General features: G+C 70.5%; 25 protein-coding genes and 1 tRNA gene. 12 read left to right on the top strand and 14 right to left on the bottom strand.

The genetic code is table 11. The annotated features are described in order from the left end of the window. Nucleotides 1-138 precede the first annotated feature (138 nt). The 4 genes from ACZ6CV_RS03730 to ACZ6CV_RS03715 are packed head-to-tail and all read left to right on the top strand — an operon-like array spanning nucleotide 139 to nucleotide 4,468. Nucleotides 139-1,068: a branched-chain amino acid ABC transporter permease gene (locus ACZ6CV_RS03730; protein WP_469249342.1), complete on the top strand. Its 930-nt coding sequence runs from the start codon at nucleotides 139-141 to the stop codon at nucleotides 1,066-1,068. Between the two features lie 5 nt (nucleotides 1,069-1,073). After that, nucleotides 1,074-2,927, top strand: coding sequence for a branched-chain amino acid ABC transporter permease (locus tag ACZ6CV_RS03725; protein WP_469249340.1), 1,854 nt, complete (start codon nucleotides 1,074-1,076; stop codon nucleotides 2,925-2,927). A 3-nt stretch (nucleotides 2,928-2,930) separates the two neighbouring features. Next, on the top strand, nucleotides 2,931-3,755 hold the full coding sequence (locus tag ACZ6CV_RS03720; RefSeq protein ID WP_469249338.1) for an ABC transporter ATP-binding protein: 825 nt from the start codon (nucleotides 2,931-2,933) through the stop codon (nucleotides 3,753-3,755). After that, nucleotides 3,752-4,468 carry an ABC transporter ATP-binding protein gene (locus tag ACZ6CV_RS03715; protein ID WP_362376155.1) on the top strand — a complete coding sequence of 239 codons (717 nt, stop codon included), beginning with the start codon at nucleotides 3,752-3,754 and terminating at the stop codon, nucleotides 4,466-4,468. The genes ACZ6CV_RS03720 and ACZ6CV_RS03715 overlap by 4 nt, the downstream gene beginning before the upstream one ends. Nucleotides 4,469-4,550: 82 nt before the next feature. Here ACZ6CV_RS03715 and ACZ6CV_RS03710 read toward each other — a convergent pair whose 3' ends face one another. After that, on the bottom strand, nucleotides 4,551-5,207 hold the full coding sequence (locus ACZ6CV_RS03710) for an ANTAR domain-containing response regulator (RefSeq protein WP_355813296.1): 657 nt from the start codon (nucleotides 5,205-5,207) through the stop codon (nucleotides 4,551-4,553). 92 nt (nucleotides 5,208-5,299) lie between these two features. Between ACZ6CV_RS03710 and ACZ6CV_RS03705 the strand changes: the two genes are divergently transcribed. Beyond that, nucleotides 5,300-5,382 (top strand) — tRNA-Leu (locus ACZ6CV_RS03705). 83 nt (nucleotides 5,383-5,465) lie between these two features. After that, nucleotides 5,466-6,254 (top strand): helix-turn-helix domain-containing protein, encoded by a 789-nt coding sequence (locus ACZ6CV_RS03700; protein WP_469249335.1) that lies wholly within the window; start codon nucleotides 5,466-5,468, stop codon nucleotides 6,252-6,254. Between the two features lie 9 nt (nucleotides 6,255-6,263). Here ACZ6CV_RS03700 and pyk read toward each other — a convergent pair whose 3' ends face one another. From pyk to ACZ6CV_RS03670, 6 genes are all read right to left on the bottom strand, one after another. Beyond that, the gene (gene pyk, locus ACZ6CV_RS03695; protein ID WP_469249333.1) at nucleotides 6,264-7,700 is read right to left on the bottom strand and encodes a pyruvate kinase; all 1,437 of its coding nucleotides are present in this window, start codon (nucleotides 7,698-7,700) and stop codon (nucleotides 6,264-6,266) included. A gap of 152 nt (nucleotides 7,701-7,852) precedes the next feature. Continuing rightward, entirely contained in the window at nucleotides 7,853-8,152 is a 300-nt protein-coding gene (locus tag ACZ6CV_RS03690; RefSeq protein WP_469249331.1) for a hypothetical protein, read from the bottom strand. Further along, the gene (locus ACZ6CV_RS03685; protein ID WP_362376145.1) at nucleotides 8,145-8,303 is read right to left on the bottom strand and encodes a hypothetical protein; all 159 of its coding nucleotides are present in this window, start codon (nucleotides 8,301-8,303) and stop codon (nucleotides 8,145-8,147) included. Before ACZ6CV_RS03685 ends, ACZ6CV_RS03690 begins: the two co-directional genes overlap by 8 nt. Nucleotides 8,304-8,435: 132 nt before the next feature. Beyond that, nucleotides 8,436-9,068, bottom strand: coding sequence for a hypothetical protein (locus tag ACZ6CV_RS03680; RefSeq protein WP_469249329.1), 633 nt, complete (start codon nucleotides 9,066-9,068; stop codon nucleotides 8,436-8,438). A 5-nt stretch (nucleotides 9,069-9,073) separates the two neighbouring features. Then, entirely contained in the window at nucleotides 9,074-9,592 is a 519-nt protein-coding gene (locus ACZ6CV_RS03675) for an RNA polymerase sigma factor (RefSeq protein ID WP_469249327.1), read from the bottom strand. A gap of 321 nt (nucleotides 9,593-9,913) precedes the next feature. Then, a complete protein-coding gene (locus ACZ6CV_RS03670) occupies nucleotides 9,914-10,534 on the bottom strand; it encodes a TetR/AcrR family transcriptional regulator (RefSeq protein ID WP_469249325.1) in 621 nt (206 codons plus the stop codon). A gap of 95 nt (nucleotides 10,535-10,629) precedes the next feature. Here ACZ6CV_RS03670 and ACZ6CV_RS03665 point away from each other — a divergent pair, with 95 nt between their 5' ends. Together ACZ6CV_RS03665 and ACZ6CV_RS03660 are read left to right on the top strand one after the other, a co-directional pair. Next, complete coding sequence (locus ACZ6CV_RS03665; RefSeq protein WP_469249323.1) at nucleotides 10,630-11,841, top strand: alpha/beta hydrolase family protein; 1,212 nt, start codon at nucleotides 10,630-10,632, stop codon at nucleotides 11,839-11,841. Next, complete coding sequence (locus ACZ6CV_RS03660; RefSeq protein ID WP_469249310.1) at nucleotides 11,838-12,470, top strand: TIGR03086 family metal-binding protein; 633 nt, start codon at nucleotides 11,838-11,840, stop codon at nucleotides 12,468-12,470. The genes ACZ6CV_RS03665 and ACZ6CV_RS03660 overlap by 4 nt, the downstream gene beginning before the upstream one ends. On the opposite strand, the gene ACZ6CV_RS03655 is transcribed toward ACZ6CV_RS03660, so the two are convergent. Then, nucleotides 12,471-13,343, bottom strand: coding sequence for a helix-turn-helix transcriptional regulator (locus ACZ6CV_RS03655; protein WP_469249305.1), 873 nt, complete (start codon nucleotides 13,341-13,343; stop codon nucleotides 12,471-12,473). 88 nt (nucleotides 13,344-13,431) lie between these two features. Between ACZ6CV_RS03655 and ACZ6CV_RS03650 the strand changes: the two genes are divergently transcribed. After that, complete coding sequence (locus tag ACZ6CV_RS03650; protein WP_469249303.1) at nucleotides 13,432-14,256, top strand: SDR family NAD(P)-dependent oxidoreductase; 825 nt, start codon at nucleotides 13,432-13,434, stop codon at nucleotides 14,254-14,256. Between the two features lie 29 nt (nucleotides 14,257-14,285). Here the strand turns inward: ACZ6CV_RS03650 and ACZ6CV_RS03645 are convergent, their stop codons facing one another. Then, on the bottom strand, nucleotides 14,286-14,996 hold the full coding sequence (locus ACZ6CV_RS03645; protein WP_469249301.1) for an SIMPL domain-containing protein: 711 nt from the start codon (nucleotides 14,994-14,996) through the stop codon (nucleotides 14,286-14,288). 130 nt (nucleotides 14,997-15,126) lie between these two features. On the opposite strand from ACZ6CV_RS03645, the gene ACZ6CV_RS03640 reads away from it, so the two are divergent. Further along, nucleotides 15,127-16,947 carry a bifunctional metallophosphatase/5'-nucleotidase gene (locus ACZ6CV_RS03640; protein ID WP_469249299.1) on the top strand — a complete coding sequence of 607 codons (1,821 nt, stop codon included), beginning with the start codon at nucleotides 15,127-15,129 and terminating at the stop codon, nucleotides 16,945-16,947. Here ACZ6CV_RS03640 and ACZ6CV_RS03635 read toward each other — a convergent pair. The 3 genes from ACZ6CV_RS03635 to ACZ6CV_RS03625 form a co-directional block, all read right to left on the bottom strand. After that, nucleotides 16,944-18,125 carry a GDSL-type esterase/lipase family protein gene (locus ACZ6CV_RS03635; protein ID WP_469249297.1) on the bottom strand — a complete coding sequence of 394 codons (1,182 nt, stop codon included), beginning with the start codon at nucleotides 18,123-18,125 and terminating at the stop codon, nucleotides 16,944-16,946. The genes ACZ6CV_RS03640 and ACZ6CV_RS03635 overlap by 4 nt on opposite strands. A gap of 144 nt (nucleotides 18,126-18,269) precedes the next feature. After that, nucleotides 18,270-19,709: a lysine N(6)-hydroxylase/L-ornithine N(5)-oxygenase family protein gene (locus tag ACZ6CV_RS03630; protein ID WP_469249295.1), complete on the bottom strand. Its 1,440-nt coding sequence runs from the start codon at nucleotides 19,707-19,709 to the stop codon at nucleotides 18,270-18,272. After that, nucleotides 19,706-21,193: a pyridoxal phosphate-dependent decarboxylase family protein gene (locus ACZ6CV_RS03625; RefSeq protein WP_469249294.1), complete on the bottom strand. Its 1,488-nt coding sequence runs from the start codon at nucleotides 21,191-21,193 to the stop codon at nucleotides 19,706-19,708. The genes ACZ6CV_RS03630 and ACZ6CV_RS03625 overlap by 4 nt, the downstream gene beginning before the upstream one ends. 261 nt (nucleotides 21,194-21,454) lie before the next feature. On the opposite strand from ACZ6CV_RS03625, the gene ACZ6CV_RS03620 reads away from it, so the two are divergent. Next, nucleotides 21,455-21,826, top strand: coding sequence for a hypothetical protein (locus tag ACZ6CV_RS03620; protein WP_469249292.1), 372 nt, complete (start codon nucleotides 21,455-21,457; stop codon nucleotides 21,824-21,826). A gap of 70 nt (nucleotides 21,827-21,896) precedes the next feature. On the opposite strand, the gene pepN is transcribed toward ACZ6CV_RS03620, so the two are convergent. Then, nucleotides 21,897-24,452 (bottom strand): aminopeptidase N, encoded by a 2,556-nt coding sequence (gene pepN / locus ACZ6CV_RS03615; RefSeq protein ID WP_469249290.1) that lies wholly within the window; start codon nucleotides 24,450-24,452, stop codon nucleotides 21,897-21,899. 187 nt (nucleotides 24,453-24,639) lie between these two features. Here pepN and ACZ6CV_RS03610 point away from each other — a divergent pair, with 187 nt between their 5' ends. After that, nucleotides 24,640-25,083: a hypothetical protein gene (locus tag ACZ6CV_RS03610; protein WP_469249288.1), complete on the top strand. Its 444-nt coding sequence runs from the start codon at nucleotides 24,640-24,642 to the stop codon at nucleotides 25,081-25,083. 108 nt (nucleotides 25,084-25,191) lie between these two features. On the opposite strand, the gene ACZ6CV_RS03605 is transcribed toward ACZ6CV_RS03610, so the two are convergent. Continuing rightward, nucleotides 25,192-25,593 carry a chorismate mutase gene (locus ACZ6CV_RS03605; RefSeq protein WP_469249286.1) on the bottom strand — a complete coding sequence of 134 codons (402 nt, stop codon included), beginning with the start codon at nucleotides 25,591-25,593 and terminating at the stop codon, nucleotides 25,192-25,194. Nucleotides 25,594-25,601: the final 8 nt, after the last annotated feature.

Below are 25,601 nucleotides of genomic sequence, written 5' to 3'. Positions count from 1 at the left end.
GCGCGGGGCGCTGACAAGCAAGCGCCCCGCGCGGCGTCGCATCCGTCGCACTCGTCACCAGGAGCGTACGGCCGCGCGCCGGCCCCCGAGCCCCCCGCGCAACAGCCGCACGACAACGAAAGACTCGGAGGACCTGCGGTGCACGAACTGCCGCAACAGCTGGTCAACGGCCTGCTATTGGGATCCATGTACGGCCTCATCGCCATCGGCTACACAATGGTCTACGGCATCGTCCAGCTCATCAACTTCGCCCACGGCGAGATCTTCATGACCGGCGGATTCGGCGCCCTCACCGTCTGGCTCTGGCTCCCCTCGGGCACCAGCATGTGGGCAGCCGTCCCCCTCATGCTCATCGGCGCGATCTTCGTCTCCACCACCATCGCCGTCGGCGCCGAACGCTTCGCCTACCGGCCCCTACGAGAAGCCCCACGCCTGGCCCCCCTCATCACCGCCATCGGCCTCTCGCTCGCCCTCCAACAAGCCGTCTGGGCCTGGTACCCCGAAGCGAAATCCGCCCGCTCCTTCCCCGAACTGCCCGGCGGATCCATCCACATCGGCTCCGTCACCATGCAACCCGGCGACATCTTCCTCCTCGTCGCCGCACCCATCTGCATGGTCGCCCTCGGCTGGTTCGTCATGAAGACCCGCATCGGCCGCGGCATGCAAGCCACCGCACAAGACCCCGACACCGCCAAACTCATGGGGATCAACACCGACCGCGTCATCGTCGTCGCCTTCGCCATCGGCGCCGCCTTCGCCGGCATCGCCGCCGTCGCCCGCGGCCTCAAGTACGGCCAGATCGACTTCCGCATGGGCTTCATCCTCGGCCTCAAAGCCTTCACCGCGGCCGTCCTCGGCGGCATCGGCAACATCTACGGCGCCATGATCGGCGGCGTCGTCCTCGGCCTCGCCGAATCCATGGCCACCGCCTACATCAACGACGTCCCCGGCATGGCCAAACTCGGCGGCCAGTCCTGGGCCGACGTCTGGGCCTTCGTACTCCTCATCATCGTCCTCCTCGTCAGGCCCCAGGGCCTACTCGGCGAGCGCGTCGCGGACAGGGCGTGACCACCATGACCACACAGACCACAGCCGCAGACGGCCCCCGCCCGCAGGACCTCCACAAGGACAAGGCCGCCACCGGACTCATCCCCATCCCGGTCGGCCCCGCCCGCGCACTCGCCACCGGCGGCGGCATCCTCACCGTCATCTCCGCGTTCCTCGCCTGGACCTGGACCGCGAAATTCCCCGGCGACCTCACCGTCTACGGCTACCCCGGCGGCCTCCAGTGGCTCGTCCTCATCGCCGGCGCCCTCACCACCGTGTACGGACTCGCCTCCTACGGCATCAAGGGCCTGCGCGCCCTCGCCCCCGCCGGAGCCGACGCCGCCCTCAAATACGCCTCGCTCGCCGCCTTCGCCACCGCCTGGTACACGATCATCGCGATCAGCGACAAACTCGGCGGCCTCGCCAACCTCGAACCCGGCGGCTGGATCGTCGCCCTCGCCACCCTCGCCGCCCTCACCGGCGCCCTCGCCCTGCCCTTCGAACGACCCCACACCTACCCGGTCGACCCCGAAGACAGCACCTGGGAACAGTACAAACACCGCGCCCGCAACAGCCGCACCATCATCAAGGGCGCCTTCACCGCCGACACCCCCGCACCGCCCCGCACACTCAACTCGTACGTCGAAATCCTCATCATCGTCGCCGCCCTCGCCACCGGCCTGCTCGTCTTCACCTACGGCATCGGCACCGAATACGACGAACTCTTCATCGGCTTCCTCATCACCGTCGGCTTCGGCTTCGCCGCCCTCGCCAAAGCCGGCCTCGTCGCCCAGATCTCCACCTACACCGCACGCCACCGCAACATCACCCTCATCGGCGCCTTCCTCGCCGCCGCAGCCTTCCCCTTCACCCAGAGCGACGACCAATACGCCACCATCGGCGTCTACATCCTCATCTTCGCCACCGTCGCCCTCGGCCTGAACATCGTCGTCGGACTCGCAGGCCTCCTCGACCTCGGATACGTCGCCTTCCTCGGCGTCGGCGCCTACGCCGCGTCCATGGTCTCCGGAACCCCCTCCTCCCCCTTCGACATCCACCTCCCCTTCTGGGGCGCCATCCTCGTCGGCGCCGGCGCCAGCCTCGTCTTCGGCGTCCTCATCGGCGCCCCCACCCTCCGACTGCGCGGCGACTACCTCGCCATCGTCACCCTCGGATTCGGCGAAATCTTCCGCCTCGCCGCCAACAACAGCGACGGCAGCTCCGGACCCGACATCACCAACGGATCCAACGGCATCTCCTCCATCCCCAACCTCAAGATCCTCGGATTCGACTTCGGCCTGGAACACAGCATCGGCGGCTTCACCATCGGCCGCTTCGCCAACTACTTCTTCCTGATGCTGCTCATCACCCTCGTCGTCGTCCTCGTCTTCCGACGCAGCGGCGACAGCCGTATCGGACGCGCCTGGGTCGCCATCCGCGAAGACGAGACAGCCGCACTCGCCATGGGCATCAACGGCTTCCGCGTCAAACTCATCGCCTTCGCCCTCGGCGCATCCCTCGCCGGCCTCGCCGGCACCGTCCAGGCCCACGTGACCTACACCGTCACCCCCGAGCAGTACCAATTCGCCAACTCCGTACCACCCAACTCCGCCTTCCTCCTCGCCGCCGTCGTCCTCGGCGGCATGGGAACCATCAGCGGACCCCTCGTCGGCGCCTCCCTGCTCTACCTCATCCCCAACAAACTCCAATTCCTCGGCGACTACCAGCTCTTCGCCTTCGGACTCGCCCTCGCACTCCTCATGCGCTTCCGCCCCGAAGGCCTCATCCCCAACCGCCGCCGCCAACTCGAATTCCACGAGGCCGAACTCAGCCCCGGCGAGACGCCGCCCCCCGCAGCCCTCAGCAAGACAGGGGTCTGACCCATGACCACGGACATCACCAAAGAGGACACCACCCCCGCCACCCCGGCAGGACAAACCGTCCTCGACGCCCGCGGCGTCACCATGCGCTTCGGCGGCCTCACCGCCGTACGCAACGTCGACCTCACCGTCAACACCGGCGAAATCGTCGGCCTCATCGGCCCCAACGGCGCAGGCAAAACCACCTTCTTCAACTGCCTCACCGGCCTGTACATCCCCACCGAAGGCGAAGTCCGCTACAAAGGCAGCATCCTGCCCGCCAAATCCTTCAAGGTCACCGCGGCAGGCATCGCCCGCACCTTCCAGAACATCCGCCTCTTCGCCAACATGACCGTCCTGGAGAACGTGCTCGTCGGCCGCCACACGAGGACGAAGGAAGGCCTCTGGTCCGCGCTGCTCCGCGGCCCCGGATTCCACAAGGCCGAAGCCGCCTCCAAGGCCCGCGCCATGGAACTCCTCGAATTCGTCGGACTCGCCGCCAAAGCCGAACACCTCTCGCGCAACCTCCCCTACGGAGAACAGCGCAAACTGGAGATCGCCCGAGCCCTCGCCAGCGAACCCGGCCTCCTGCTCCTCGACGAACCCACCGCCGGCATGAACCCGCAGGAAACCCGCGCCACCGAAGAACTCGTCTTCGCCATCCGGGAAATGGGCATCGCCGTCCTCGTCATCGAGCACGACATGCGCTTCATCTTCAACCTCTGCGACCGCGTCGCCGTCCTCGTCCAAGGCGAGAAACTCGTCGAAGGCACCAGCGAAACCGTGCAACAGGACGACCGCGTCATCGCCGCCTACCTCGGCGAGCCCTTCGAGGAGAACAACACATGACCGCACTCCTCGAAGTCGAGGACCTCCGCGTCGCCTACGGCAAGATCGAAGCCGTCAAAGGCATCAGCTTCTCCGTCGACGCCGGCGAAGTCGTCACCCTCATCGGCACCAACGGCGCGGGAAAAACCACCACACTCCGCACCATATCCGGCCTCCTCAAGCCGGTCGGCGGCTCCATAAAATTCAACGGCAAAGCACTCCGCAAATACCGCGCCGACCAAATCGTCGCCCTCGGCCTGGCCCACTCCCCCGAAGGCCGCCACATCTTTCCCCGCATGACCATCGAGAACAACCTCCGCCTCGGCGCCTACCTGCGCTCCGACCGAGCAGGCATCGAAAAGGACATCAACCGCGCCTACGACCTCTTCCCCATCCTCGGCGAACGCAAGAAACAGGCCGCGGGCACCCTCTCGGGCGGCGAACAACAAATGCTCGCCATGGGCCGGGCCCTCATGTCCCAGCCCAAACTCCTCATGCTCGACGAACCCTCCATGGGCCTCTCCCCGATCATGATGCAGAAGATCATGGCGACCATCGCCGAACTGAAATCCCAGGGCACGACGATCCTCCTCGTCGAACAGAACGCCCAAGCGGCGCTCTCCCTCGCCGACCACGGCCACGTCATGGAGGTCGGCAAGGTCGTCCTCTCCGGCACGGGCGGCGACCTCCTGCACGACGAATCCGTGCGGAAGGCGTACCTCGGCGAGGACTGAGCGTCCGCCCCGCCCCGCACACGAGGAGGCCCGCACCCCGGATCCGGGGTGCGGGCCTCCTCGTACGGACGGGAGCGGGCGCTCAGCCCTTCGACGCCTTCTTCTCCTCGGAGTCCTCGATGACCGCCTCCGCCACCTGCTGCATCGACAGCCGACGGTCCATCGACGTCTTCTGGATCCACCGGAACGCGGCGGGCTCCGTCAGGCCGTACTCCGTCTGCAGAATCGACTTCGCCCGGTCCACGAGCTTCCGCGTCTCCAGACGCTGGGAGAGGTCGGCGACCTCCTTCTCCAGCGTCTTCAGCTCCGTGAACCGCGAGACGGCCATCTCGATCGCCGGGACGACGTCCGTCTTGCTGAACGGCTTCACGAGGTACGCCATCGCGCCGGCGTCGCGGGCACGCTCGACGAGGTCGCGCTGCGAGAACGCGGTGAGCATGAGCACCGGGGCGATGGACTCCTCGGCGATCTTCTCCGCCGCGGAGATGCCGTCCAGGACGGGCATCTTCACGTCGAGGATCACCAGGTCGGGCTTGTGCTCGCGGGCCAGCTCCACGGCCGTCTGGCCGTCCCCGGCCTCGCCCACGACGCTGTAGCCCTCTTCCTCGAGCATCTCTTTGAGGTCGAGCCGGATCAGGGCCTCGTCCTCGGCGATGACGACGCGGGTCGTCAGCGGCGGCACGTGCGACTTGTCGTCGTCGGACACGTCGGTGGGCTGGGGCGACTCGGGGGCGGTCACGGGGGCTCCTCGTTCATGGCAGGTGCACTGCCCTAGCAGGGTACCTAGCTGCGTCGCCGCCCGGTGACCCGGTACACTTCCGGCAGTGCCTGGCCGGGTTGGTGGAACGGTATACACGGAGGTCTCAAACACCTCTGCCTGAGAGGGCTTGCGGGTTCGAATCCCGCACCCGGCACCCCCGAGAAGCGGAGGTCCACATTCGCGTGGATCTTCGCTTTTTGCTACGTGCAGCCACGGCTCGTTGCGCAAAGTGGTCGTATGAACTTTCACGGCACAGAAGTGCGACAGAAGGCACTCACACTGCTGCGGGGCGGAGCGAAAAACGCTTGGGTCGCGCGCGAGCTGAACGTTCCGCTCGGCACCGTCGGCTATTGGAAGCACATGGACCGGGCCAAGCGCGGAGAATGCCCCGGGAGACACGACCCGAAGTGTCCACGCTGTGACGGCCGCGATCTCGACGAAGGCGCGTACTCGTACCTCCTGGGCCTTTATCTGGGCGACGGGCACATCATCCGGTACTCCGCCCACCGGGTCCCGAGCCTGATGATCGTCTGCGCCGAGGCGTGGCCGGGGCTCATGGATCTCTGTGAAGAAGCGATGCGCGTGGTGTTCCCCGACAACTCGGTCTGTCGCGTACGCCGGACCGGTTGTCGGAACGTGAAGGTCTACTCGAAACACCTGTGGTGCATGTTCCCCCAGCACGGCCCCGGCAGAAAGCACGAGCGAAAGATCGCCCTCGAACCCTGGCAGCAGGAGATCGTCGACGCCCACCCGTGGGACTTCATCCGCGGGCTCATCCACTCCGACGGCTGCCGCATCACCAACTGGACGACCCGCGTCGTCGGCGGCGTACGCAAGCGCTACGAATATCCCCGGTACTTCTTCACCAACAAGTCCGACGACATCAGGCAACTCTTCACCGACACCCTCGACGCGCTCGGCGTCGGCTGGACGCACTGCACCCGGCACGGGAACCCGTTCAACATCTCCGTCGCCCGCAAGGCCGACGTGGCCCTGATGGACGTCCACGTCGGCCCGAAACACTGAGCAGCCGCGCTACTTCGGGCTGTCGTCCTCGCCGATGTGGTGGATGCGGACCAGGTTCGTGGAGCCGGTGACTCCGGGAGGGGAGCCCGCCGTGATGACCACGATGTCGCCCCGCTCGCAGTGGCCGCCCTTGAGCAGCAGCTCGTCGACCTGTTCGACCATCGCGTCGGTGGAGTCGACGTGCGGGCCGAGGAGGGTTTCCACGCCCCACGTGAGGTTGAGCTGGGAGCGGGTCGCCTTGTCGGGGGTGAAGGCGAGGAGCGGGATGGGTGAGCGGTAGCGGGAGAGGCGGCGGACCGTGTCGCCGGACTGCGTGAAGGCGACGAGGTACTTCGCGCCGAGGAAGTCGCCCATTTCGGCGGCCGCGCGGGCGACGGCGCCGCCCTGGGTGCGGGGTTTGTTGCGTTCGGTGAGCGGGGGCAGGCCCTTCGCGAGGATGTCCTCTTCCGCCGCTTCGACGATGCGGCCCATCGTCTTGACCGTTTCGATGGGGTATTTGCCGACGCTGGTTTCTCCGGAGAGCATTACCGCGTCGGTGCCGTCGATGACGGCGTTGGCCACGTCGCTCGCCTCGGCCCTGGTGGGGCGGGAGTTGTCGATCATCGAGTCGAGCATTTGCGTGGCGACGATGACCGGTTTGGCGTTGCGCTTGGCGAGTTTGATGGCGCGCTTCTGGACGATCGGGACTTGTTCGAGGGGCATTTCGACGCCGAGGTCGCCGCGGGCGACCATGATGCCGTCGAAGGCGGCGACGATGTCTTCGATGTTGTCGACGGCCTGGGGCTTTTCGACCTTGGCGATGACGGGGAGGCGGCGGTCTTCCTCGTCCATGATGCGGTGGACGTCTTCGATGTCGCGTCCGCTGCGGACGAAGGAGAGGGCGATGACGTCGAAGCCGGTGTGCAGGGCCCAGCGGAGGTCTGCTTCGTCCTTGTCGCTGAGTGCGGGGACGGAGACGGCGACGCCGGGGAGGTTGAGGCCTTTGTGGTCGGAGACCATGCCGCCTTCGACGACGGTGGTGGCGACGCGGGGTCCGTCGACGGAGGTGACTTCGAGGGTCACTTTGCCGTCGTCGACGAGGATGCGTTCGCCGGTGGTGACGTCGTCGGCGAGGCCGCTGTAGGTGGTGCCGCAGTGCTGGCGGTCGCCTTGGGTGCCGGATTCGACGGTGATGGTGAAGTCGTCGCCGCGTTCGAGTAGTACGGGGCCTTCGCTGAAGCGGCCGAGGCGGATCTTCGGGCCTTGAAGGTCGGCGAGGATGCCGACGCTGCGGCCGGTTTCTTCGGCGGCCTTGCGCACGCGCTGGTAGCGCTCCTCGTGCTCGGCGTGGGTGCCGTGGCTGAGGTTGAAGCGGGCGACGTCCATTCCGGCTTCGACCAGTGCCTTGATCTGGTCGTAGGAGTCGGTGGCGGGTCCCAGGGTGCAGACGATTTTTGCTCGGCGCATGGTTCGAGCCTAGGCCTTACCGGCGGGTAGAGAATTGGTCGGGGGTGACTACTCAACAACCTTTGCATGAAGGGTTATTGACAAGTGTTGAATTGTGCGGGGAGCCGCTCCGATGAGCGGCTCCCGTCGTGCGGCGTGTGGTGTGTGGGGCCTCATCTGCGGGCTATGTCGTCCAGGTGGGCGTCGAGTTCGGCGAGGCCGGGGTGGTCGAGGAGTTTTTCCAGGGTGCGGTGTCGTTTTTCGGCGGTGTAGGCCGCGGTGACCTCTTGTGGGGTGACGGTGAGGGTGCGGGCCAGTGCGGCCGTCTGTTCGGGGGTGAGGCCGGCATCGAGGGCGATGGCGGCGATGGTGACGATCCGCAGGTGTGCTTCGACGTCTTCGGTGTGTCCGGCCAGTCGGTACTGGCGCAGCAGCCAGCGGGCGAACGCTCCTCTGCCGGCGTGGTCAGCCATGGTGCTGGATCCACCAGGCGGCGAGGCCGGCGAGGCTGGTGCCGAGGCCGTAGCAGGTGCCGCGCAGGAGGTGGGTGGCGGCGTCGCGGCGGGGGCTGTTGTCCGGTGGGGCACTGGTTGTGCGTCGGGGGTTCGGCTTACGCTTTCGCATGGGTGGCCCTCCTGGGGGCGTGCCTGTCGAGGAGCCTGTCGGCGGTCGGTGGCCTAGGAACCGAGGGACCGCCGGGCAGGCTTTTTGCTGTGGGGGTCTTTTGCTGCTGGTGTCTTTGGCTGCCGCTGTGGGTCAGTGTTGTTGGGCGCAGTGCTGGAGGCGGTCGGCGATTTCACGTTCGGGGCGGCAGACGAGTACCGCGTCCGCGTCGTCGCGGGTGGCGAGGCGTTGCACTTCGGCGGTGATGCCGGGTTCGCGGGTGGTGTGGGGCGGGTGGTGGGGCGTGGTGTCGTCCGGGTCGTCGTGGCAGTGCTGGAGCTGGTCGAGCCAGTGGGCGGCCTCGGTGCTTTCGCCGCGTCCGAGGTGGTGCAGGTGGAGGCAGTGGGCGGCGGCGCGGTTCTGGGCGCCGGCGGCGAGTTGCCACCAGAACTGTGCGCTTTCGGGGTGGTCGGCGAGGTGGAGCATGCAGGCGAAGATGTGGGCGCCGCCGATGTCGAGGTCTTTGAGGGGGGTGCGGTTTCCGTCGGGGCCGCCTTCGCCGATCTCTTGTGCGAGTCGTTCGATGTGGACGGCGGCGCCGGCCTGGTCGAGTGTGGCGCGTACCAGGGCGGTCAGTTGGCGGCGGGCGCGTGCGACGGGTGGGACTTCTTTGGAGTGGGGTACGTAGCCGGCGTCCTCGGCGAGGCGGCGTAGTCCGGCTCCTACGTCGAACGGCCGTCGGCGTGTGCGTAGTTCGGTGCCGACTTGCGCCAGAAGTGTCTCCATGGTGGTCATTTCCGGTCCCCCTCGGTCTTGATGTATGAGGCCACGGCGGGCTCCAGCCGCTCCTTCGCTTTGCGGCAGTGGTAGTCGACGGTGCTGGGTGTGACGCCCATGTACCAGCTGATCCGCTGGGTGTCGTACTGCAGGACGTGGCGCAGGACGACGACGTCGAATTGGCGTGGCGGCAGTTTGCACATGGCCCGGAAGAGGCCGATGTCGCTGGGCAGGAGTGCCAGGCGTTTGCGGAAGGCTTTGAGTGCCTCGGACATGACGACGCGTCGCAGGATCGCCCATGTCTGTTGGTGGAGGTCGTTCTCCCCGGTCAGTGCGGACCAGTGCTGCAGGATTTCAAGGAACGCGCGGTGCACAGCGTCTTCGGCGGCCGCGTTGGTGCCGAGTCGCAGCAACGCGTAGGAGTGAAACGCTTCCTGGTTGCTCAGGTAGAGCGTCTCGAATTCCAGCGGCAGGGGCAGCACGGACGCGGCTACCGGGCTGCTGCCGTCCTCCGCGTGGACGTCATCGTTCATGAGTCCTTCATGAGGGCTTGAAGCGAAGGGCGACCGTCAACTCGTGTCCCGTCACCCACTGGTGAGGGTTACTCAATCGCGCGATGTTGCCGAACACGCATGCGCAGGGATTCGAAAATCACGCAGTGATCATTGAACGCTGCACAACGTCACCAGGTACTGATGGGTAACGGAGCGTGACCACGAGGTTTACGAAGACCCCCGAGGTGAGGTCTACGCCAATGACCGCACCCACTGTGACCCACCTCACATAACGCGTACGGCGTGCACACAGGGCGTACGCCGCCCCACTCGACACGTACGAGTGGAAGCCCCTCGAACTCACCCCGAACAGCGCGCGAGTGTGCTCTCGACCAGGCCGTCGACGTACTCCGGTGTCAGCGGTACGACGCCGAACAGCACCCTCATGTACATCGGCGCCAGGACGCCGTCCAGCACCCCCAGCACGTCGGGGGCGCCCTCGCCGCGGGCGCGGGCGCGCTCCAGCATGCCCTGGAGCTGTTCGGAGCGGACGGCGAGGAACTGGTCGCGGGCCGACTCGCCGCCGGGGCCGGTGGCCAGCGCGGCGAGGACGGTGCGCAGCAGTGCCAGGCCGTCCGGGCCGGTGACGTCCTCGGCGGCCTTGGCGGCGAAGGAGCGCAGGTCGGCGCGGAGGCTGCCGGTGTCGGGCACGGGTGAGTGCTCGGTGAGGCGGCTGACGACCGCGTCCATGAGGAGCGCCTCCAGAGTGCCCCAGCGGCGGTAGATGCTGCTGTCCGCGACGCCGGCGCGGGTGGCGACGTCGCCGACGGTGAAGGTGCCGTAGCCGCGTTCGGCGATGAGTTCGGTGACGGCCTGGTGGACGGCGGTGCGGACCCGGGCGCTGCGGCCTCCCGGGCGGCGGGCGGGGGCGGGGGCCGGGGCGGTTGTCGGAGGGGTGGCCGGCGTCTGGGGCTCCTTCATGACGCCCATCTTAACGCAGGGTCCGCTTGCGTTTATGTCGTCGGCGGGTCTACGGTCGCACTAAAGCAGCCACCAACTGCGTTAGGAGCTTTCCCATGAAGCCGCTCTTCTTCGCCGACCACCCGTCGTTCTGGTACGAGACCCTGCGGTCGTTCGGCCACATCGCCTACGGCGGCGCCGACTTCGGCGAGGTCGTCACCACCGCCCAGCGCATCACCGCCGGCGACTACGACAGCTGGTACGACCAGTGGCTGGCCACCGCCGACCGCGTCGCCGAGCAGGCGCACACCTCCCTCGCGGGCGGTCACCGTGTCAGCGCCCGCGACGGCTTTCTGCGCGCCTCGAACTACTACCGCTCGGCCGAGTTCTTCCTGCACGGCGACGCCGCCGACCCGCGCATCCGGCACGCCTACGACGCCTCCGTCACCGCTTTCCGCCGGGCCGCGGAGCTGTTCACCCCGGCGATCGAACCGGTCGAGATCCCGTACGAGGACACGACCCTGCCCGGCTACCTCTACCGCCCCGACGACTCCGGCCGGCCGCGCCCGACCGTGGTGATGTTCAACGGCTTCGACGGCACCGCCGAGGAGATGCACTTCTTCGGCGCGGCCACGGCCGTCGAACGCGGCTACACCGTCCTGGTCTTCGACGGTCCCGGGCAGCCGGGCACCCGTCACCGTCAGGGGCTGACGTTCCGTCCCGACTGGGAGAGCGTCGTCACGCCGGTCCTCGACCACGCGGTGACGCTGCCCGGGGTCGATCCGGCGCGGATGGCCGTGTTCGGCCTCAGCATGGGCGGTTATCTGGCGCCCCGCGCCGCCGCCTTCGACCGGCGGATCGCCGCGGTCGTCGCGCTCGACGGGGTCTTCGACCTCGGGGACATCAGCACCGCCTTCCTCTCGATGCCGCGCGAGGAGGCCGAGCGCCGGCTGCGGGCGGCTCGGGATCCGGAGCTCGACGCGCTGCTCGCCGAGGGCATGGCCGCCTCCCCCACGCTCAAGTGGGCGGTGGAGCACGGCATGTTCGCGATGGGTGTGGACAGCCCGCGGGCGTTCTGCGCGGCCTACCTCGACTACCACCTGCGGGACGGTCTCGCCGAGAAGATCGCCTGTCCGGTGCTGGTCTGCTCCGCCGAGGAGGACGGCTTCTTCCAGGGCCAGCCGGAACAGCTGTACGCGCATCTCACCTGCGAGAAGACGTTGATGGCGTTCACCGACGAGGAGGGCGCCGCGGCGCACTGCCAGTCCGGCGCCCAGCGGCTGGCGCTCGGCCGTGTCTACGACTGGCTGGACGGAGTGCTGGGGTGACGGCCCACCGGCCCACCGCGGTGACGGCCCACCGGCCCGTGGTGGTCGACCGCATCGACCGGGCGTTGTCCGTGACGGGCACGGTGGTCGAGGCGGTCGGTGCCGGTGACGGCTGGTCCGCGCCAACCCCCTGCGCGGGGTGGGACGCGCGGACGACGCTCAACCATCTTGTCGGCGGCATACGGATCTACACCGCCGAGCTGACCGGCACCGACGCCGGGGGCGAGCACCACGACGACTGGCTCGGCACGGATCCCGTCGGCGCCTTCCGGGCCGCCGCCGAGGCCGATCGCCCGGCCTGGCACCGTGCGGCCGCGACCGACGCCGCGCTGGCCGCGATGACGGTCCGCCTGGGGTTCGGCACCGTCCCGGGTCCGCTGGCGGCGCTGATCCACCTCATGGAAGTGCTGGCCCACGGCGTGGACCTGGCGATCGCCGTCGGCCGGACCGACCTGGTCGACCAGCGGCAGTGCGCGGAGCTGCTCGCGCGCCTGCGTCAGGTGGGCCTGGACGGCTTCCGTCGGCCCGGCATGTTCGGGCCGCAGCAGCCGGTCCCGGGACCCGCGCCGGCGCATGTGCGGCTGTCGGCCTTCCTCGGCCGCAGCGTCCAGGGCCTGCCCGGCGGGTGATCAGGGCGCGGGTGCGAGGGCGTCGCCCATGCGCTGGGTGCCGATGACCGAGAGGAGCCGCATCGCCTCCTCCGACGGGGAGTTCGGGGCGGCCGTGTAGATGAGGACGCGCTGGTCGCGGTCGGTGATGTCCAGGACGTCGCATCGGACGGTGAGGGTGCCGACGAGGGGGTGTTCGAAGGTCTTGCACGGGATGGGCCGGTCGGTCACGTCGTGGGCGGCCCACAGGGCGGCGAACTCCGGGCTCCCGGCGAGGAGTTCGTCGACCAGCGCCCGCACCTCGGGGTCGTCGGGGTAGCGGGCGGCGGTGGCGCGCAGGTGGTGGGCCGAGGTCCGGGCGAACTCCGCGGTGTCGGCGACCCCGTAGAGCCGCCGGCCGCCCTGGGGCGGGGTGAGGAAGGTGCGCCGCATGAGGTTGCGTTCCGGCCGGGACAGGGCGGAGAAGTCCTCCATCAGCGCGGTGGCGAGCGCGTTCCAGGCGATGACCTCGTTGGTGGCCGACACCACGACGGCGGCGGCCTGCGGCAGCCGGTCCAGCAGGTCGACGATGCTCTGGCGTACGTCGCGGCAGGGCCCGGGCGGCGGTCCCGGCGGGAGGCCCGCGAGGTGGTGGAGGTGGTCGCGTTCGACGTCCGACAGGCGCAGCGCGCGGGCGAGTTGGGTGAGCACCTCGCGGGAGGGGTGCGGGGCGCGGGCCTGTTCGAGGCGTGCGTAGTACTCGGGTGAGATGTAGGCGAGCTGTGCCACCTCCTCGCGGCGCAGGCCGGGGGTGCGGCGGCGGGTGCCCGCGGGCAGGCCCAGGTCGGCGGGGGTGATCCGGGCGCGGCGGCTGCGCAGGAAGTCACCGAGTTCTCGTCGTGCTCGTCGGTCCACGGGTCCATTGTGTATCGGGGGGTGCGGCGCTCAGCCAGGCACTGCTGGTGCCTGGCTGGGAGGCTCGGCGGGGCGCAGGCTCGTCGGCATGAACAAGATCGTTGAGAATGACGTCGTCCCGCCCGTCGCTTCCCACTCCCCCGTCCCGGCCTCGGGCGGGCTGCTCGCCGGGAAGGTCGCCTTCGTCACCGGGGCGGGTCGTGGGATCGGTGCGGCGGCGGCGCGGCTGTTCGCCGAGGAGGGTGCGCGGGTGCTGCTCGCGGCGCGTTCGCGGGACCAGTTGGAGGCGGTGGCCGGGGAGATCCGGGCGGCCGGGGGTGTCGCGGAGCACATGGTGTGCGATCTGGCCGATCCGGTGAGCGTGCGCGCGGCGGTGGACCGTGCGGTGCGGGTGTTCGGGCGGCTCGATGTGGCGTTCAACAACGGTGCGACGGGGCAGCCGCCGGGCCCGCTGGACGAGTTGGCGGAGGCGGATTTCGACCAGTTGTACGCGGTCAATCTGAAGGGCGCGTGGGTGGCGATGTCGGCCGAGATCGCGGCGATGCGGGCGACGGCGGGGCGCGGGGCCATCGTGAACACCTCCAGTGTCGGTGCGTTGACGGCCAACCCGCAGTTGCCCGCGTACGGGGCGCTGAAACGGGCGTTGAACGCTCTGACGGCGTCGGCCGCGGCCACCTACGGCCCGGAGAATGTCCGGGTGAACGCCGTGGCGCCCGGCACGACGCTCACCGAGTTGCTGCGGGAGTGGGACGAGCGGTCTCCGGGGACGGTCGACGCGCTCAACGCGCGGACGCCGCTCGGGCGCGCCGCCGAGCCGCGGGAGATCGCCGAGGCCGCGGCGTGGCTGTTGAGCGACCGCGCCTCGTATGTGACGGGCGCGGTGCTGCGGGTCGACGGCGGCATGCTGGCCTGAGACCCCTCGTGACGTCGCGGCTCAGTGACTCAGTGGCCCAGTCGCGGTGGGACGAGGGTGAAGCGGGCGTTGACCTGGGCGTAGACGTGCTGGCGCTGGGGTTCGAGGTCGAGGGGCGGGGCCTCGTCGAAGGGGGCGGCGCCGCCGTAGGCGACGGTGGGCATGGCGCCCGCGGGGCTGCCGTAGCCGTAGGGGGGTGTGGGGTTCTCGGCGCCTATGTCGGCGAGTTCGACGAGGGCGGCGAGGTCGGTGCCGAGGGCCTCGGCGTACTCGCGGGCGCGCTGCACGGCTTCGCGGACGGCCTGTTGGCGGGCCTGGCGGTAGGTGGGTGAGCCGGGGCGCAGCGCCCACCAGGGGCCTTCGACGCGGGTGAGGTCGAGGTCGGCGAGGCGGGTGGTGAGTTCGCCGAGGGCGGTGAAGTCGCTGAGTTCGGCGGTGGTGTGGACGCGGCCGTGGTAGGCGCGGACGCGTTCGCCGCGGCCGTGCCGGGTGAGTTCGGGGCTGATGGAGAAGGTGCCGCTCTCGACCGAGTCGACGGCGTTGCCGTAGGCCTTGACGAGGTCGAGGACGGCGGCGTTGCGTCGGGTGAGGTCGTTGAGGGCGTCGCGGCGGTCGGTGCCGCGGGCGCTGACGGTGACGCTGATGCGGGCGATCTCGGGGTCGACTTCGAGGTGGGCTTCGCCGCGGACGGCGATGCGGGGGGCGTCGGGGGTGCCGTAGGGGGCGGGGCTCTGTTCCATGCGGTCACTCTCGCACTGGGTGGGGCGCACCGGACAGTCACCTGATCGAAACCTGGCGGGGGCTGTTGCGGGGGTGGGTGCCGGGGTCAGAATCTACGCGCGTTACATCGGTCTACTGAGGAGTACGGAAATGCCGCTGAACCGCCGGAAGTTCCTGGGTACGTCTGCCGCCACGGGTGTGGGGGCGGCGCTGACGGGCGCGGCCGCGGCGCCCGCCGCCGCGCGGCCGGCCGGGTCCGGGAAGGCCGGCGGGAAGGGCGGGCGGCACAAGAAGCGGTACGCGTTCACCGTGCTCGGCACGACGGACCTGCACGGCAACGTCTTCAACTGGGACTACTTCACGGACAAGGAGTTCGACGACAAGGACCACAACGACGTGGGCCTGGCGAAGATCTCCACGCTGGTGAACCAGGTCCGCGAGGCCAAGGGTCGCAGGAACACGCTGCTCATCGACGCGGGCGACACCATCCAGGGCACCCAACTGTCGTACTACTACGCCAAGGTCGACCCGATCACCGCCGCGCACGGTCCGGTGCATCCGATGGCGCAGGCGATGAACGCGATCGGGTACGACGCGGCGGCGCTCGGCAACCACGAGTTCAATTACGGCATTCCGGTGCTGCGCAAGTTCGAGGAGCAGTGCGACTTCCCGCTGCTGGGGGCGAACGCGCTGGACGCCAGGACGCAGCGGCCTGCGTTCGCTCCGTACGTCATGAAGCGGCTGCGCACCCCGCACGGCCGGGACGTGAAGGTGGCGGTGCTCGGTCTGACCAACCCGGGCATCGCGATCTGGGACAAGGCGAACGTGCAGGGCAAGATGACGTTCCCCGGTCTGGAGGAGCAGGCGGCGAAGTGGGTGCCAAGGCTCCGGTCGATGGGTGCGGACGTGGTGATCGTGTCGGCGCACTCGGGCTCCAGCGGCACGTCGTCCTACGGTGACCAGTTGCCGTACGTGGAGAACGCGGCGGGTCTGGTGGCGGAGCAGGTGCCGGGGATCGACGCGATCCTGGTGGGGCACGCGCACACGGAGATCCCCGAGTACTTCGTGGAGAACAAGCAGACCGGCAAGAAGGTCGTGCTGTCGGAGCCGCTGAAGTGGGGGCAGCGGCTGACGCTGTTCGACTTCGAGCTGGTGTGGGAGAAGGGCCGCTGGACGGTGGAGAAGGCCGGCGCGCAGGTCCTCAACTCCAATACGGCCGCCGAGGACCGCAAGGTCACGCGGCTGCTCGCCGACGAGCACAAGAAGGTCGTCGCGTACGTGAACCAGGTGATCGGCACGTCGACGGCGGCGATGAGCACGGCCGAGGGCCCGTACAAGGATGTCGCGCTCATCGATCTGATCAACCTGGTGCAGCAGGAGACGGTGACGGCGGCCCTCAAGGGCGGTGCGTACGAGGCGCTTCCGGTGCTCTCGCAGGCGTCGTGCTTCTCGCGGACGGCGCAGGTCCCCGCGGGTGACGTGACGATCAAGGACGCGGCGGGGCTGTACCCGTTCGAGAACACCCTGGAGGCGCGGCTGCTCACGGGCGCGCAGCTGAAGGAGTATCTGGAGTTCTCCGCGCGGTACTACGTGCGGACGCCGGCCGGCGGGCCCGTGGACCCGGCGAAGCTGACGAACGCCGAGAACATCCCGGACTACAACTACGACGCGGTGCGGGGCGTGACGTACGAGGTGGACATCGCCAAGCCCGTCGGGTCGCGGATCGTGAAGCTGGCGTTCGACGGCAAGGCGATCGACCCGAAGGCGGAGTTCGTGCTCGCGGTGAACAACTACCGGGCGAGCGGCGGCGGGAACTTCCCGCACGTCGCGGGCGCCAAGCAGCTGTGGGCGAACTCCGAGGAGATCCGGAACACGATCATCACCTGGGTGAAGGCGAAGGGGACGGTCGACCCGGGCCGGTTCGCGTCGGAGGACTGGAAGCTGACCCGGGACGGCACGCCGGTGTTCTAGATCTTCAGGGCGGCCAGGTCGACGGAGTCGGCGAGGGCCTGGGCGCCCGCGTCGTTGACGTGCAGGCCGTCGCCGCTGTCGTAGGTGTCGTGGATCCGGTCGGGGTCGGCGGGGTCCGCGACGGCGGTGGCGAAGTCGGCGTAGGCGTCGAAGGGGCTGTCCGCGCCGCGGATCCAGTCGTTGACCTCGCGGGCGACGGCCACGCCTTCGGGGGTGGAGTAGCCCTCGAAGATCGTGTCGCGGTACGGGCCGACGGTGGTGGCGACGGCGGTGAGGCCCGCCGCGTGGATGCGGTCGGCGAGCGCGGTGAGACCGGCGACGAGGTCGGCGGCGGTGGGCCCGGGTGCGGGCTCGGGGTAGGCCTCCTGGCCGGGGATGCCGAGGTCGTTGAGGCCGAAGTGGATCAGGACGTGGGTGACGCCGGGCACTTGGAGGGCGTCGCGTTCCAGGCGGGCCAGGGCGTGTTCGCCGGCCTCGTCGGTGAGCAGCCGGTTGGCGGACAGGCCCTGGTTGACGACCCAGCCGTCGCGGCCGGCCGCGCGCAGGCGGTCGTTGAGCAGGTCGGGGAAGCGGTGGTCGGTGTCGGGCGTGGTGCCGGTGCCCTCGAACCAGGAGTCCCCGAAGGCGACGGCGACGGGGGTGCCGACGGGGGCGAGGACGTCGGCGCCGGCGATGAAGTGCCGGGTGACGAGCTCGTCCAGGCCATCGGCGCCGCCCAGGGTGGGCGCGGCGAGGGCGTTGCCGGGCACGGCGTAGCCGGTGCGCAGCGGGACGGCGGAGTAGGTGGAGAGGCCGGTGTCCTCGGGCAGCCACAGGTCGAGGGCGAGTTCGTCGCCGGCGGCCACGGTCAGGTCGAGGGGGTCGGTGACGAGGTCCGCGCCGACGGGGACGGTGAACTGTTCGGCGCCGTCGACGCGGACGGTCAGGGCGCTGCCCGATTCGATGCCGCTTCCTTCGGTGCGTCTGGCGAGGCGGGCGCCGCCGATGTGGAGGGGTTCCTTGCCGTAGCGGTTGGTGAGGCGGATGCGCAGGGCGGTGCCGCCGCCGTCGAGCCGGATGATCTGGCGGAGGGTCTGGCCGGCGAAGGAGCGGCGTTCGAAGAGCTCGATGCTCTCGTACGGGCTGAGGACGGCGGAGCGGAAGGCTGCGGCCCAGGAGGCCGTGGAGTCGGTGGTCATGGTCGTCCGAACCGGTCGGCGGGCGCCGGTATTTCGGCCGGAAACGCTTTTCTCGAAGGAATATTGACGGCCGTCACGGCGCTTGGGGCCGGACAATTCACCGCATGAGCAGCCCTTTCGTCAGCCCTTCCGCCAACCCTTATGTCAGCTCTTGAGGGGGACGAGGTTGCCGCGTTGTTCGCCGATGCGTCCTGCCGCGCCCCTCGGCCCGTCGGGGGTCCGCAGGCCGAAGCTGGTGAACGCGGTGCGCTCGGGCAGCGGGTAAGGGGTGCTGCCGGTCAGGGAGTTGAGGATGGTGGCGCTGCGCCAGGCGGCGAGGCCGAGGTCGGGGGCGCCGACGCCGTGGGTGTGGCGTTCGGCGTTCTGCACGTGGACCGCGCCGGTGACGGACGGGTCGAGGACGAGGCGGTACTGCTCGTCGACGCGGGGGCGGCCGGAGGCGTCCTTGCGGATGTAGGGGTCGAGCCCGGCGAGGAGCTGGTCCAGGGGGCGTTCGCGGTAGCCGGTGGCGAGGACCACGGCGTCGGTGGTGAGCCGGGAACGGGTGCCCTGCTGGATGTGTTCGAGGTGGAGTTCGACGCGGGTGGTGGCGACGCGGCCCGCGGTGCGGACGCGGACGCCGGGGGTGAGGACGGCGTCGGGCCAGCCGCCGTGCAGGGTGCGCTGGTAGAGCTCGTCGTGGATGGCGGCGATGGTGTCGGCGTCGATGCCCTTGTGGAGCTGCCACTGGTGCGGGACGAGACCGTCGCGTACCGCCTCGGGCAGGGCGTGGAAGTAGCGGGTGTAGTCGGGCGTGAAATGTTCCAGGCCGAGCTTGGAGTACTCCATGGGCGCGAAGGCCTCGGTGCGGGCGATCCAGTGGATCTTCTCCCGTCCCGCGGGGCGGGAGCGCAGCAGGTCGAGGAAGATCTCGGCGCCGGACTGCCCGGAGCCGACGACGGTGACGTGGTCGGCGGAGAGCAGCAGGTCGCGGTGGTGGAGGTAGTCCGCGGAGTGGATGACGGGGACGGCGGGCGCCTCGGCGAGCGGCTTGAGGGGTTCGGGGACGTGGGGGGCGGTGCCGACGCCGATGGCGATGTTCCGCGTGTAGGTGCGGCCGAGGGCCTCGGCCTCCCCGTCGGCGTCGAGCTGGGTGAAGTCGGCCTCGAAGACGTCGCGTTCGGGGTTCCAGCGGACGGCGTCGACCTGGTGCCCGAAGTGGAGTGCGGGGAGGTTCTCGCTGACCCAGCGGCAGTAGGCGTCGTACTCGGCGCGGCGGATGTGGAAGCGCTCGGCGAAGTAGAAGGGGTAGAGCCGTTCGCGGGTCTTGAGGTAGCTGAGGAAGGACCAGGGGCTCGTGGGGTCGGCGAGGGTGACCAGGTCGGCGAGGAAGGGGACTTGGAGGGTGGCGCCGTCGATGAGGAGGCCCGGGTGCCACTGGAAGTCGGGGCGCTGTTCGTAGAAGGCGGTGTCGAGTTCGCCGAGGGGCTGGGCGAGGGCGGCCAGGGAGAGGTTGAACGGGCCGATGCCGATGCCGACCAGGTCGCGGGGCGCGTCGGGGGTGGTGAGCGGCTGGGGGCCGGGGTGGTCGGGTGTGCCGGTCATCGGGGGGTGGTTCCTTCCACGGGGTGGGGGGTGGCGCGGGCGGCGGCGGTCGCGTCGTCGGCGGTGGCTGCGGCGTCGGCGGTGGCTGCGGCGTCGCACTCCTCGACGAGTTTGAGGAGTGCGGCGAGGTCGCCGGGCCGGGTGTGCGGGTTGAGGAGGGTGGCCTTGAGCCATCGGCGGCCGTCGAGTTCGGCGCGGCCGAGGACGGCGGTGCCTTCGGTGAGCAGGCTTCTGCGGACGTGGGCGACGCGGTCGTCGGTGGTGTCGGCGGGACGGAACAGGACGGTGCTGATGGCGGGGGTGTCGTACAGCTCGAAGCCGGAATGCGCGTCGATGGTCTCGGCGAACTCCTGGGCCTGGTCGCAGACTTGGTCGACGAGCGCGCCGAGTCCGGTGCGGCCGAGGGCCTTGAGGGTGACGGCGATCTTCAGTACGTCGGGGCGCCGGGTGGTCCGCAGGGAGCGGCCGAGGAGGTCGGGCATCCCCGCCTCGGTGTCGTCGTCGGCGTTGAGGTAGTCGGCGCGGTGGGCGAGGGGGTGCAGGTCGCGTGGGTCGCGGACGGCGATGAGGCCGGCCGCGGCAGGCTGCCAGCCGAGTTTGTGCAGGTCGAGGGCGACGGTGTCGGCCCGCTCCAGGCCGCGCAGCCGTTCCCTGCGGGTGGCGCTGAAGAGGAGCCCTCCGCCGTAGGCGGCGTCGACGTGGAGGCGGGCGCCGTGGCGCGCGCACAGGTCGGCGATCTCGTCGAGGGGGTCGATGAGTCCGGCGTCGGTGGTGCCCGCGGTGGCGGCGACGAGGAACGTTCCGGCGGGGCCGCCGAGTTCGGTGAGCGCCTCGTCGAGCGCGGCGGGGTCCAGGGTGCCGGCGGGTGCGGGGACGACGACGGGGTCGGGCAGGCCGAGCAGCCAGGCGGCGCGGGCCAGCGAGTGGTGGGCGTTCTCGCCGACGAGGAGGCGTACGGGCCCGTGGCTCGCCGGGCTCTCGCGGGCGAGGAGGAGGGCGAGCTGGTTGGCCTCGGTGCCGCCGGTGGTGACGAGGGCGTCGCCGCCGCGGTGGATCTCGGCGGCCAGCGCGCGGGTGACGAGCGCTTCGAGCGCGGTCGCGGCGGGCGCCTGGTCCCAGGAGTCCATGGAGGGGTTGAGGGCACAGGCGGCGAGGTCGGCGGCGGCCGCGACGGCCAGCGGCGGGCAGTGCAGATGGGCGGCGCAGAGCGGTTCCGCGGGGTCGGCGGCGCCCTCGGCGAGGGTGTGGACGAGGGCGCGCAGGGCCGCGTCGGGGCCGGTGCCGCGCTCCGGCAGGATCGGTTCGGCGGCGGCGCGGACGCGGGCGGCGACGGCTTCGGGGCCGCCCGCGGGCAGGGGTCCGCGGCGGGCGGCCGCCCCCGTGCCGAGGGCGTCGAGGGCGGCGGCGAGCAACGGCCGCAGGGCGTCGGGTCCTCGGGCGCCTCCGGCGAGGGGCGGCGGGGTGCCGGGCGGCGGGGTGCTCATGGGGCGTGTCCTTCGGGTCCGCGCGTACGGGGGCACCAGCCTGTACGGCGGCGCGGGCGGTGCGCCCGGATACCGGCGCGAGGGAACCCGAAAGTGGTACGGCCCGCGTGAAGGGGGCGTGGCGGGGTGGCGGGGGTGCTAGGGCGGGCCCGGCGGAAGGGCGGTGGGCGTGCCAGGGTCTGCCGCAGCTCTCGTGGCCCGTGTGATGTAGTGATCGTTCGGCGGGTTCGAGTGGGCCGGCGCTGCGGAGAAGGGGAGCGGATGACTCTGAGGGCGGGCCAGCGGGTGGTGCTGGCGGCGGACACCCGGCTGACGGATACGGCCGAGGTGTCGGGGGTCGTCGTCGGGTTCCTGTCCCTGGCGGCGGGCGTCGGCGGGACGGTCGAGCAGGTGGTCGGGCACCAGGACGAGGGCGACGACGTGCGCGAGTACGAGCGGCTCAAGTCGCTGCTCGACGCCTATGGGGCCGGGATGCCCACGGAGAGCAGGAGGCAGCTCGAAGAGAAGGTCGCCGCTCTGGAGCCCGCGTGGGCGGCCTTCCAGGAGCGGGGGCCTCGGGTGAGCGTGCGGGTCCGCTTCGACAACGGGTTCATCCTCGACGGGGCCCACGAGGACGTCTTCGTCCCTGCCTGAGGGCGCGCCCTAGGGGCGCCATGGGGAGCCGGGGGCGCAGGCGCGTGGCCCTACGCCCCCGGACGCGTTCTCACCCCTCGCGTGCCGCCTCGCGCCCCGCCTCCCGCACCCGCAACGCCCGTGCCAGGTCGTCGAGTTGGTCGACCAGCTTGCGGCGCAGGGCGGGAGTGGGGTCGGCGTCGCGCAGGCAGCGCTCGCCGAGCCGGAGGGTCTCCTCGTCCACGAACGGCAGCGGGAAGGCGTACCGTCCCGCCGCCTCGGCCATGGCGGGTCCCCGGCGGGCGGCGAGGGAGACGGCGTCCTCGAAGAAGCGCGGCACGTACTCCCGTACGAGGTCGGCCTGTTCGGCCTGCCAGAAGCCCTGCGCGGTGGCGGTGAACAGGTAGTTGGAGAGGTCGTCCGTGGCGAACATGGCCTCCCACGCGGTGCGTTTGGCGTCGGCGTCGGGCAGCGCGGCCCGGCAGCGCGCCGCGCCCTCGCGGCCGGTGGCGCTCGGGTCGGCGGCCAGCTCGGCGGCGATGGTGGCCTCGTCGGTGGCGTCGAGCGCGGCGAGCCGGGCGAGGGCGCGCCAGCGCAGCTCGGGGTCGAGCTCGGGTCCGCCGGGCACGGTGCCCTCCCGCAGCCAGGCCTGGAGCGGTCCGGCCTGGGTGGCGACGTCGATGGCGCCGCGGACCGCGGTGAGGCGCAGGCCGGGGTGGGAGCCGTCCTCGGTGCGGCGGATCAGGTCGCGGCAGAGTTCGCCGAGGAGCGCGAGGGCCTCGGGCCGCTCCTCGGGGGTGGCGTAGCGGTGCGCGATGTGGGTGGTGGCGAAGGCGAGGACGCCCTGCACGAGGGCGAGGTCGGTCTCCTCGGGAAGGTGGGCGCTCGCGGTCGACAGGTAGTCGCCGACGGTCAGTTCGCCGTCGCGGACCATGTCGCGCAGGCTGTTCCACAGGACGGCGCGGGTGAGGGCGTCGGGTACGCCGGACATGCCGCGCAGGACGACCTCCTCGGACGTCTCGTCGAGGCGGATCTTGGCGTAGGTGAGGTCCAGGTCGTTGAGGACGACGAGGGCGGGGCGGCCGCCGTCGCGAGTGATGTCGCCGGTGGCGGGGACGTCCGTCTCGAAGCGTTCGCGCAGGACGAGGGCGCGGCCGTCGGAGAGGTCGCGGTCGTAGACGCCGACGGCGATGCGGTGGGGCCGTCCGACGCCTTCCCGCCCGTCGGCTCCGGGCCCGGCGGCGCGGTCGACGGTGAGGTGCCACGTGCGTCCGGTGTGGCCGACCTTCGGGGTGAGGGTGTCGACGCCGGTGGTCCGCAGCCAGGCCTCGGCCCAGCCGTGCACGTCGCGGTCGGTGGCGTGGGCGAGGGAGTCGATGAAGTCGGCGAGGGTGGCGTTGCCGAACTTGTGCCGGGCGAAGTGGGTGTTGATGCCGGCGAGGAAGTCCTTCTCGCCGAGCCAGGCGACGAGTTGGCGCAGGGCGCCGGCGCCCTTGGCGTAGGAGATGCCGTCGAAGTTGAGCATCGCGGACGCGGTGTCGGGCACGGCGTCGGGGTCGGGGGCGACGGGGTGGGTGGAGGGGCGCTGGTCGGCGTCGTACCCCCAGGACTTGCGGGCGACGCCGAAGTCGGTCCAGGGATCCGTGAAGCGGGTGGCCTCGGCGGTGGTCTGGAAGCCCATGTACTCGGCGAACGACTCGTTCAGCCAGATGTCGTCCCACCAGGTGAGGGTGACGAGGTCGCCGAACCACATGTGGGCCATCTCGTGGGCGATGACCATGGCGCGGGTCTGCCGCTCGGTGTCGGTGACGGCGGAGCGGTAGACGAACTCGTCGCGGAAGGTGACGAGCCCGGGGTTCTCCATGGCGCCGGCGTTGAACTCGGGGACGAACGCCTGGTCGTAGGAGTCGAAGGGGTAGGGCTCGTCGAACTTCTCGTGGTAGCGGTCGTAGCAGGCGCGCGTGACGTCGAGGATCTCGTCGGCGTCGGCGTCCAGGAAGGGGGCGAGCGAGCGGCGGCAGTGGATGCCGAAGGGCAGGCCGCGGTGCTCGGTGCGCACGGAGTGCCAGGGGCCCGCGGCGACGGCGACGAGGTAGGTGGAGATGCGCGGGGTGGCGGCGGCCCGCCACGTGCCGCCGCCGGTGTCCTCGGTGACGCCGTTGGCGAGTACGGTCCAGCCGTCGGGTGCGGTGACGGTCAGCTCGAAGACGGCCTTCAGGTCGGGCTGGTCGAAGGCGGCGAAGACGCGCTGCACGTCCTCCATGAACAGCTGCGTATAGGTGTACGTCTCGCCGTCGGTGGGGTCGGTGAACCGGTGCATGCCTTCGCCGGTACGGGAGTAGCGCATCGCGGCGTCCACGCGCAGCTCGTGCTCGCCCGCGGTGAGCCCGTCGAGGACGAGCCGGTTGTCGACGAGTGCGGCGGGGTCGATGGCCTGCCCGTCGAGGCTGACGGAGCGCAGTTCGGCGGGTTTGAGCTCGACGAAGGTGGCACCGTCGGCGCGGGCGCCGAACCGGATGACGGTCCGGGAGTCGAAGGTGTCGCGGGCGGGGTCGGCCGCCCGGCTCAGATCCAGCTCGACCGCGTAGTGGTGGACGTCGATGAGCCGGGCTCGGGTCTGCGCTTCGTCGCGCGTCAGTACGGGCATGGGGCCATGCTGCCCGATGGAGCCCGGACAGGCGTAGGGCTTTTGGCCGGTGGGCCGTGCCGCCCCGTCGGTACGCCGGAAGTGGTGGTCGACCCGCTGAATGGGGGTGCCCCGGGTGCGGCCCGGCGTGCGGGGTCGGTGAATGGGCGGGAGAACCGACGGAAATCGCTCTGTTCGAGGGAGAACCATGCGTACACGCACCACCCTGGCCTGCATCGGTCTGGCCGCCGCCGCTTTCGGGCCGCTCGCGGTGGCGGGTCCCGCCGTCGCCGCGGAGCCGCCCCCGCCCACGGCTCCCACGGCGCCCGCGGCTCCCGACGCCAAGATGCTGGAGACCGTGTGCGCGAGCGTGCAGAAGATCATCGAGCAGATCGGCGTCGCGCAGCTCGTGAAGGTCGACGCCCTGAACCCGGCCGCGGTCCACGACCAGTGCATGAAGTCCGGGAAGGTCTCGATGGCCGACCCGGCGAAGCAGCCCGCGCAGCAGCCGGGCGCTCTGCCCGGTCTCGGGAAGGCGGCGGACCCCGGCGCGGTGCCGGGCTCGGGCGTCGTGCACCTGGGCGGCATGGATCTGGGCGGCGTACGCCTGAGCCCCATGACGGTGGGCGACGCCGGCCCGGGCACGGGCTGAGCGACCGACGCCGGGACACACGCCCGGCGACGGCAACCGAGGACCCCGTCGGCGCACGGCCGACGGGGTCCTCGGTGCGGGTCGTGCCCGGAGCGGCGTCGGCCGGCGTCAGGCCTTGGGGGCGTCGCCGGTCGGGCTGTTGTCCGCGATGCTCTCGTGGTGGCGGATCACCTCGGCGATGATGAACGTGAGCAGCTTCTCCGCGAAGGCCGGGTCGAGTTTGGCGTTCTCGGCGAGCTGGCGCAGCCGGGCGATCTGGCGGGCCTCGCGGGACGGGTCGGCCGGCGGCAGGTGGTGCTCAGCCTTGAGGTGGCCGACCTGCTGGGTGCACTTGAAGCGTTCGGCGAGCATGTGGACGACGGCGGCGTCGATGTTGTCGATGCTGTCGCGCAGCCGGGACAGCTCGGCGCGCACGGCCTCGTCCGCCTGCGCGGGGGCGCTCGTCCCGGGGGCGGCGCCGGCTCCGGTCCCGTTCGCGCGGTTCTCGTCACTGGTGTGGCTGGTGGTCATGGGCCACG

It is taken from the genome of Streptomyces sp. NPDC041713 (assembly GCF_055591085.1).
The sequence above is the reverse complement of the archived record's forward strand: the minus strand, read 5'-3'. Positions and strand labels throughout refer to the sequence as shown.

Coding starts and splice junctions, on each gene's coding strand:
- ACZ6CV_RS03725 (WP_469249340.1), top strand. CDS start 1,074: ATGACCACACAGACCACAGCCGCAGACGGCCCCCGCCCGCAGGACCTC.
- ACZ6CV_RS03720 (WP_469249338.1), top strand. CDS start 2,931: ATGACCACGGACATCACCAAAGAGGACACCACCCCCGCCACCCCGGCA.
- ACZ6CV_RS03715 (WP_362376155.1), top strand. CDS start 3,752: ATGACCGCACTCCTCGAAGTCGAGGACCTCCGCGTCGCCTACGGCAAG.
- ACZ6CV_RS03700 (WP_469249335.1), top strand. CDS start 5,466: ATGAACTTTCACGGCACAGAAGTGCGACAGAAGGCACTCACACTGCTG.
- pyk (WP_469249333.1), bottom strand. CDS start 7,700: ATGCGCCGAGCAAAAATCGTCTGCACCCTGGGACCCGCCACCGACTCC.
- ACZ6CV_RS03690 (WP_469249331.1), bottom strand. CDS start 8,152: ATGGCTGACCACGCCGGCAGAGGAGCGTTCGCCCGCTGGCTGCTGCGC.
- ACZ6CV_RS03685 (WP_362376145.1), bottom strand. CDS start 8,303: ATGCGAAAGCGTAAGCCGAACCCCCGACGCACAACCAGTGCCCCACCG.
- ACZ6CV_RS03680 (WP_469249329.1), bottom strand. CDS start 9,068: ATGGAGACACTTCTGGCGCAAGTCGGCACCGAACTACGCACACGCCGA.
- ACZ6CV_RS03675 (WP_469249327.1), bottom strand. CDS start 9,592: ATGAACGATGACGTCCACGCGGAGGACGGCAGCAGCCCGGTAGCCGCG.
- ACZ6CV_RS03670 (WP_469249325.1), bottom strand. CDS start 10,534: ATGAAGGAGCCCCAGACGCCGGCCACCCCTCCGACAACCGCCCCGGCC.
- ACZ6CV_RS03665 (WP_469249323.1), top strand. CDS start 10,630: ATGAAGCCGCTCTTCTTCGCCGACCACCCGTCGTTCTGGTACGAGACC.
- ACZ6CV_RS03650 (WP_469249303.1), top strand. CDS start 13,432: ATGAACAAGATCGTTGAGAATGACGTCGTCCCGCCCGTCGCTTCCCAC.
- ACZ6CV_RS03645 (WP_469249301.1), bottom strand. CDS start 14,996: ATGGAACAGAGCCCCGCCCCCTACGGCACCCCCGACGCCCCCCGCATC.
- ACZ6CV_RS03640 (WP_469249299.1), top strand. CDS start 15,127: ATGCCGCTGAACCGCCGGAAGTTCCTGGGTACGTCTGCCGCCACGGGT.
- ACZ6CV_RS03635 (WP_469249297.1), bottom strand. CDS start 18,125: ATGACCACCGACTCCACGGCCTCCTGGGCCGCAGCCTTCCGCTCCGCC.
- ACZ6CV_RS03630 (WP_469249295.1), bottom strand. CDS start 19,709: ATGACCGGCACACCCGACCACCCCGGCCCCCAGCCGCTCACCACCCCC.
- ACZ6CV_RS03625 (WP_469249294.1), bottom strand. CDS start 21,193: ATGAGCACCCCGCCGCCCGGCACCCCGCCGCCCCTCGCCGGAGGCGCC.
- ACZ6CV_RS03620 (WP_469249292.1), top strand. CDS start 21,455: ATGACTCTGAGGGCGGGCCAGCGGGTGGTGCTGGCGGCGGACACCCGG.
- pepN (WP_469249290.1), bottom strand. CDS start 24,452: ATGCCCGTACTGACGCGCGACGAAGCGCAGACCCGAGCCCGGCTCATC.
- ACZ6CV_RS03610 (WP_469249288.1), top strand. CDS start 24,640: ATGCGTACACGCACCACCCTGGCCTGCATCGGTCTGGCCGCCGCCGCT.
- ACZ6CV_RS03605 (WP_469249286.1), bottom strand. CDS start 25,593: ATGACCACCAGCCACACCAGTGACGAGAACCGCGCGAACGGGACCGGA.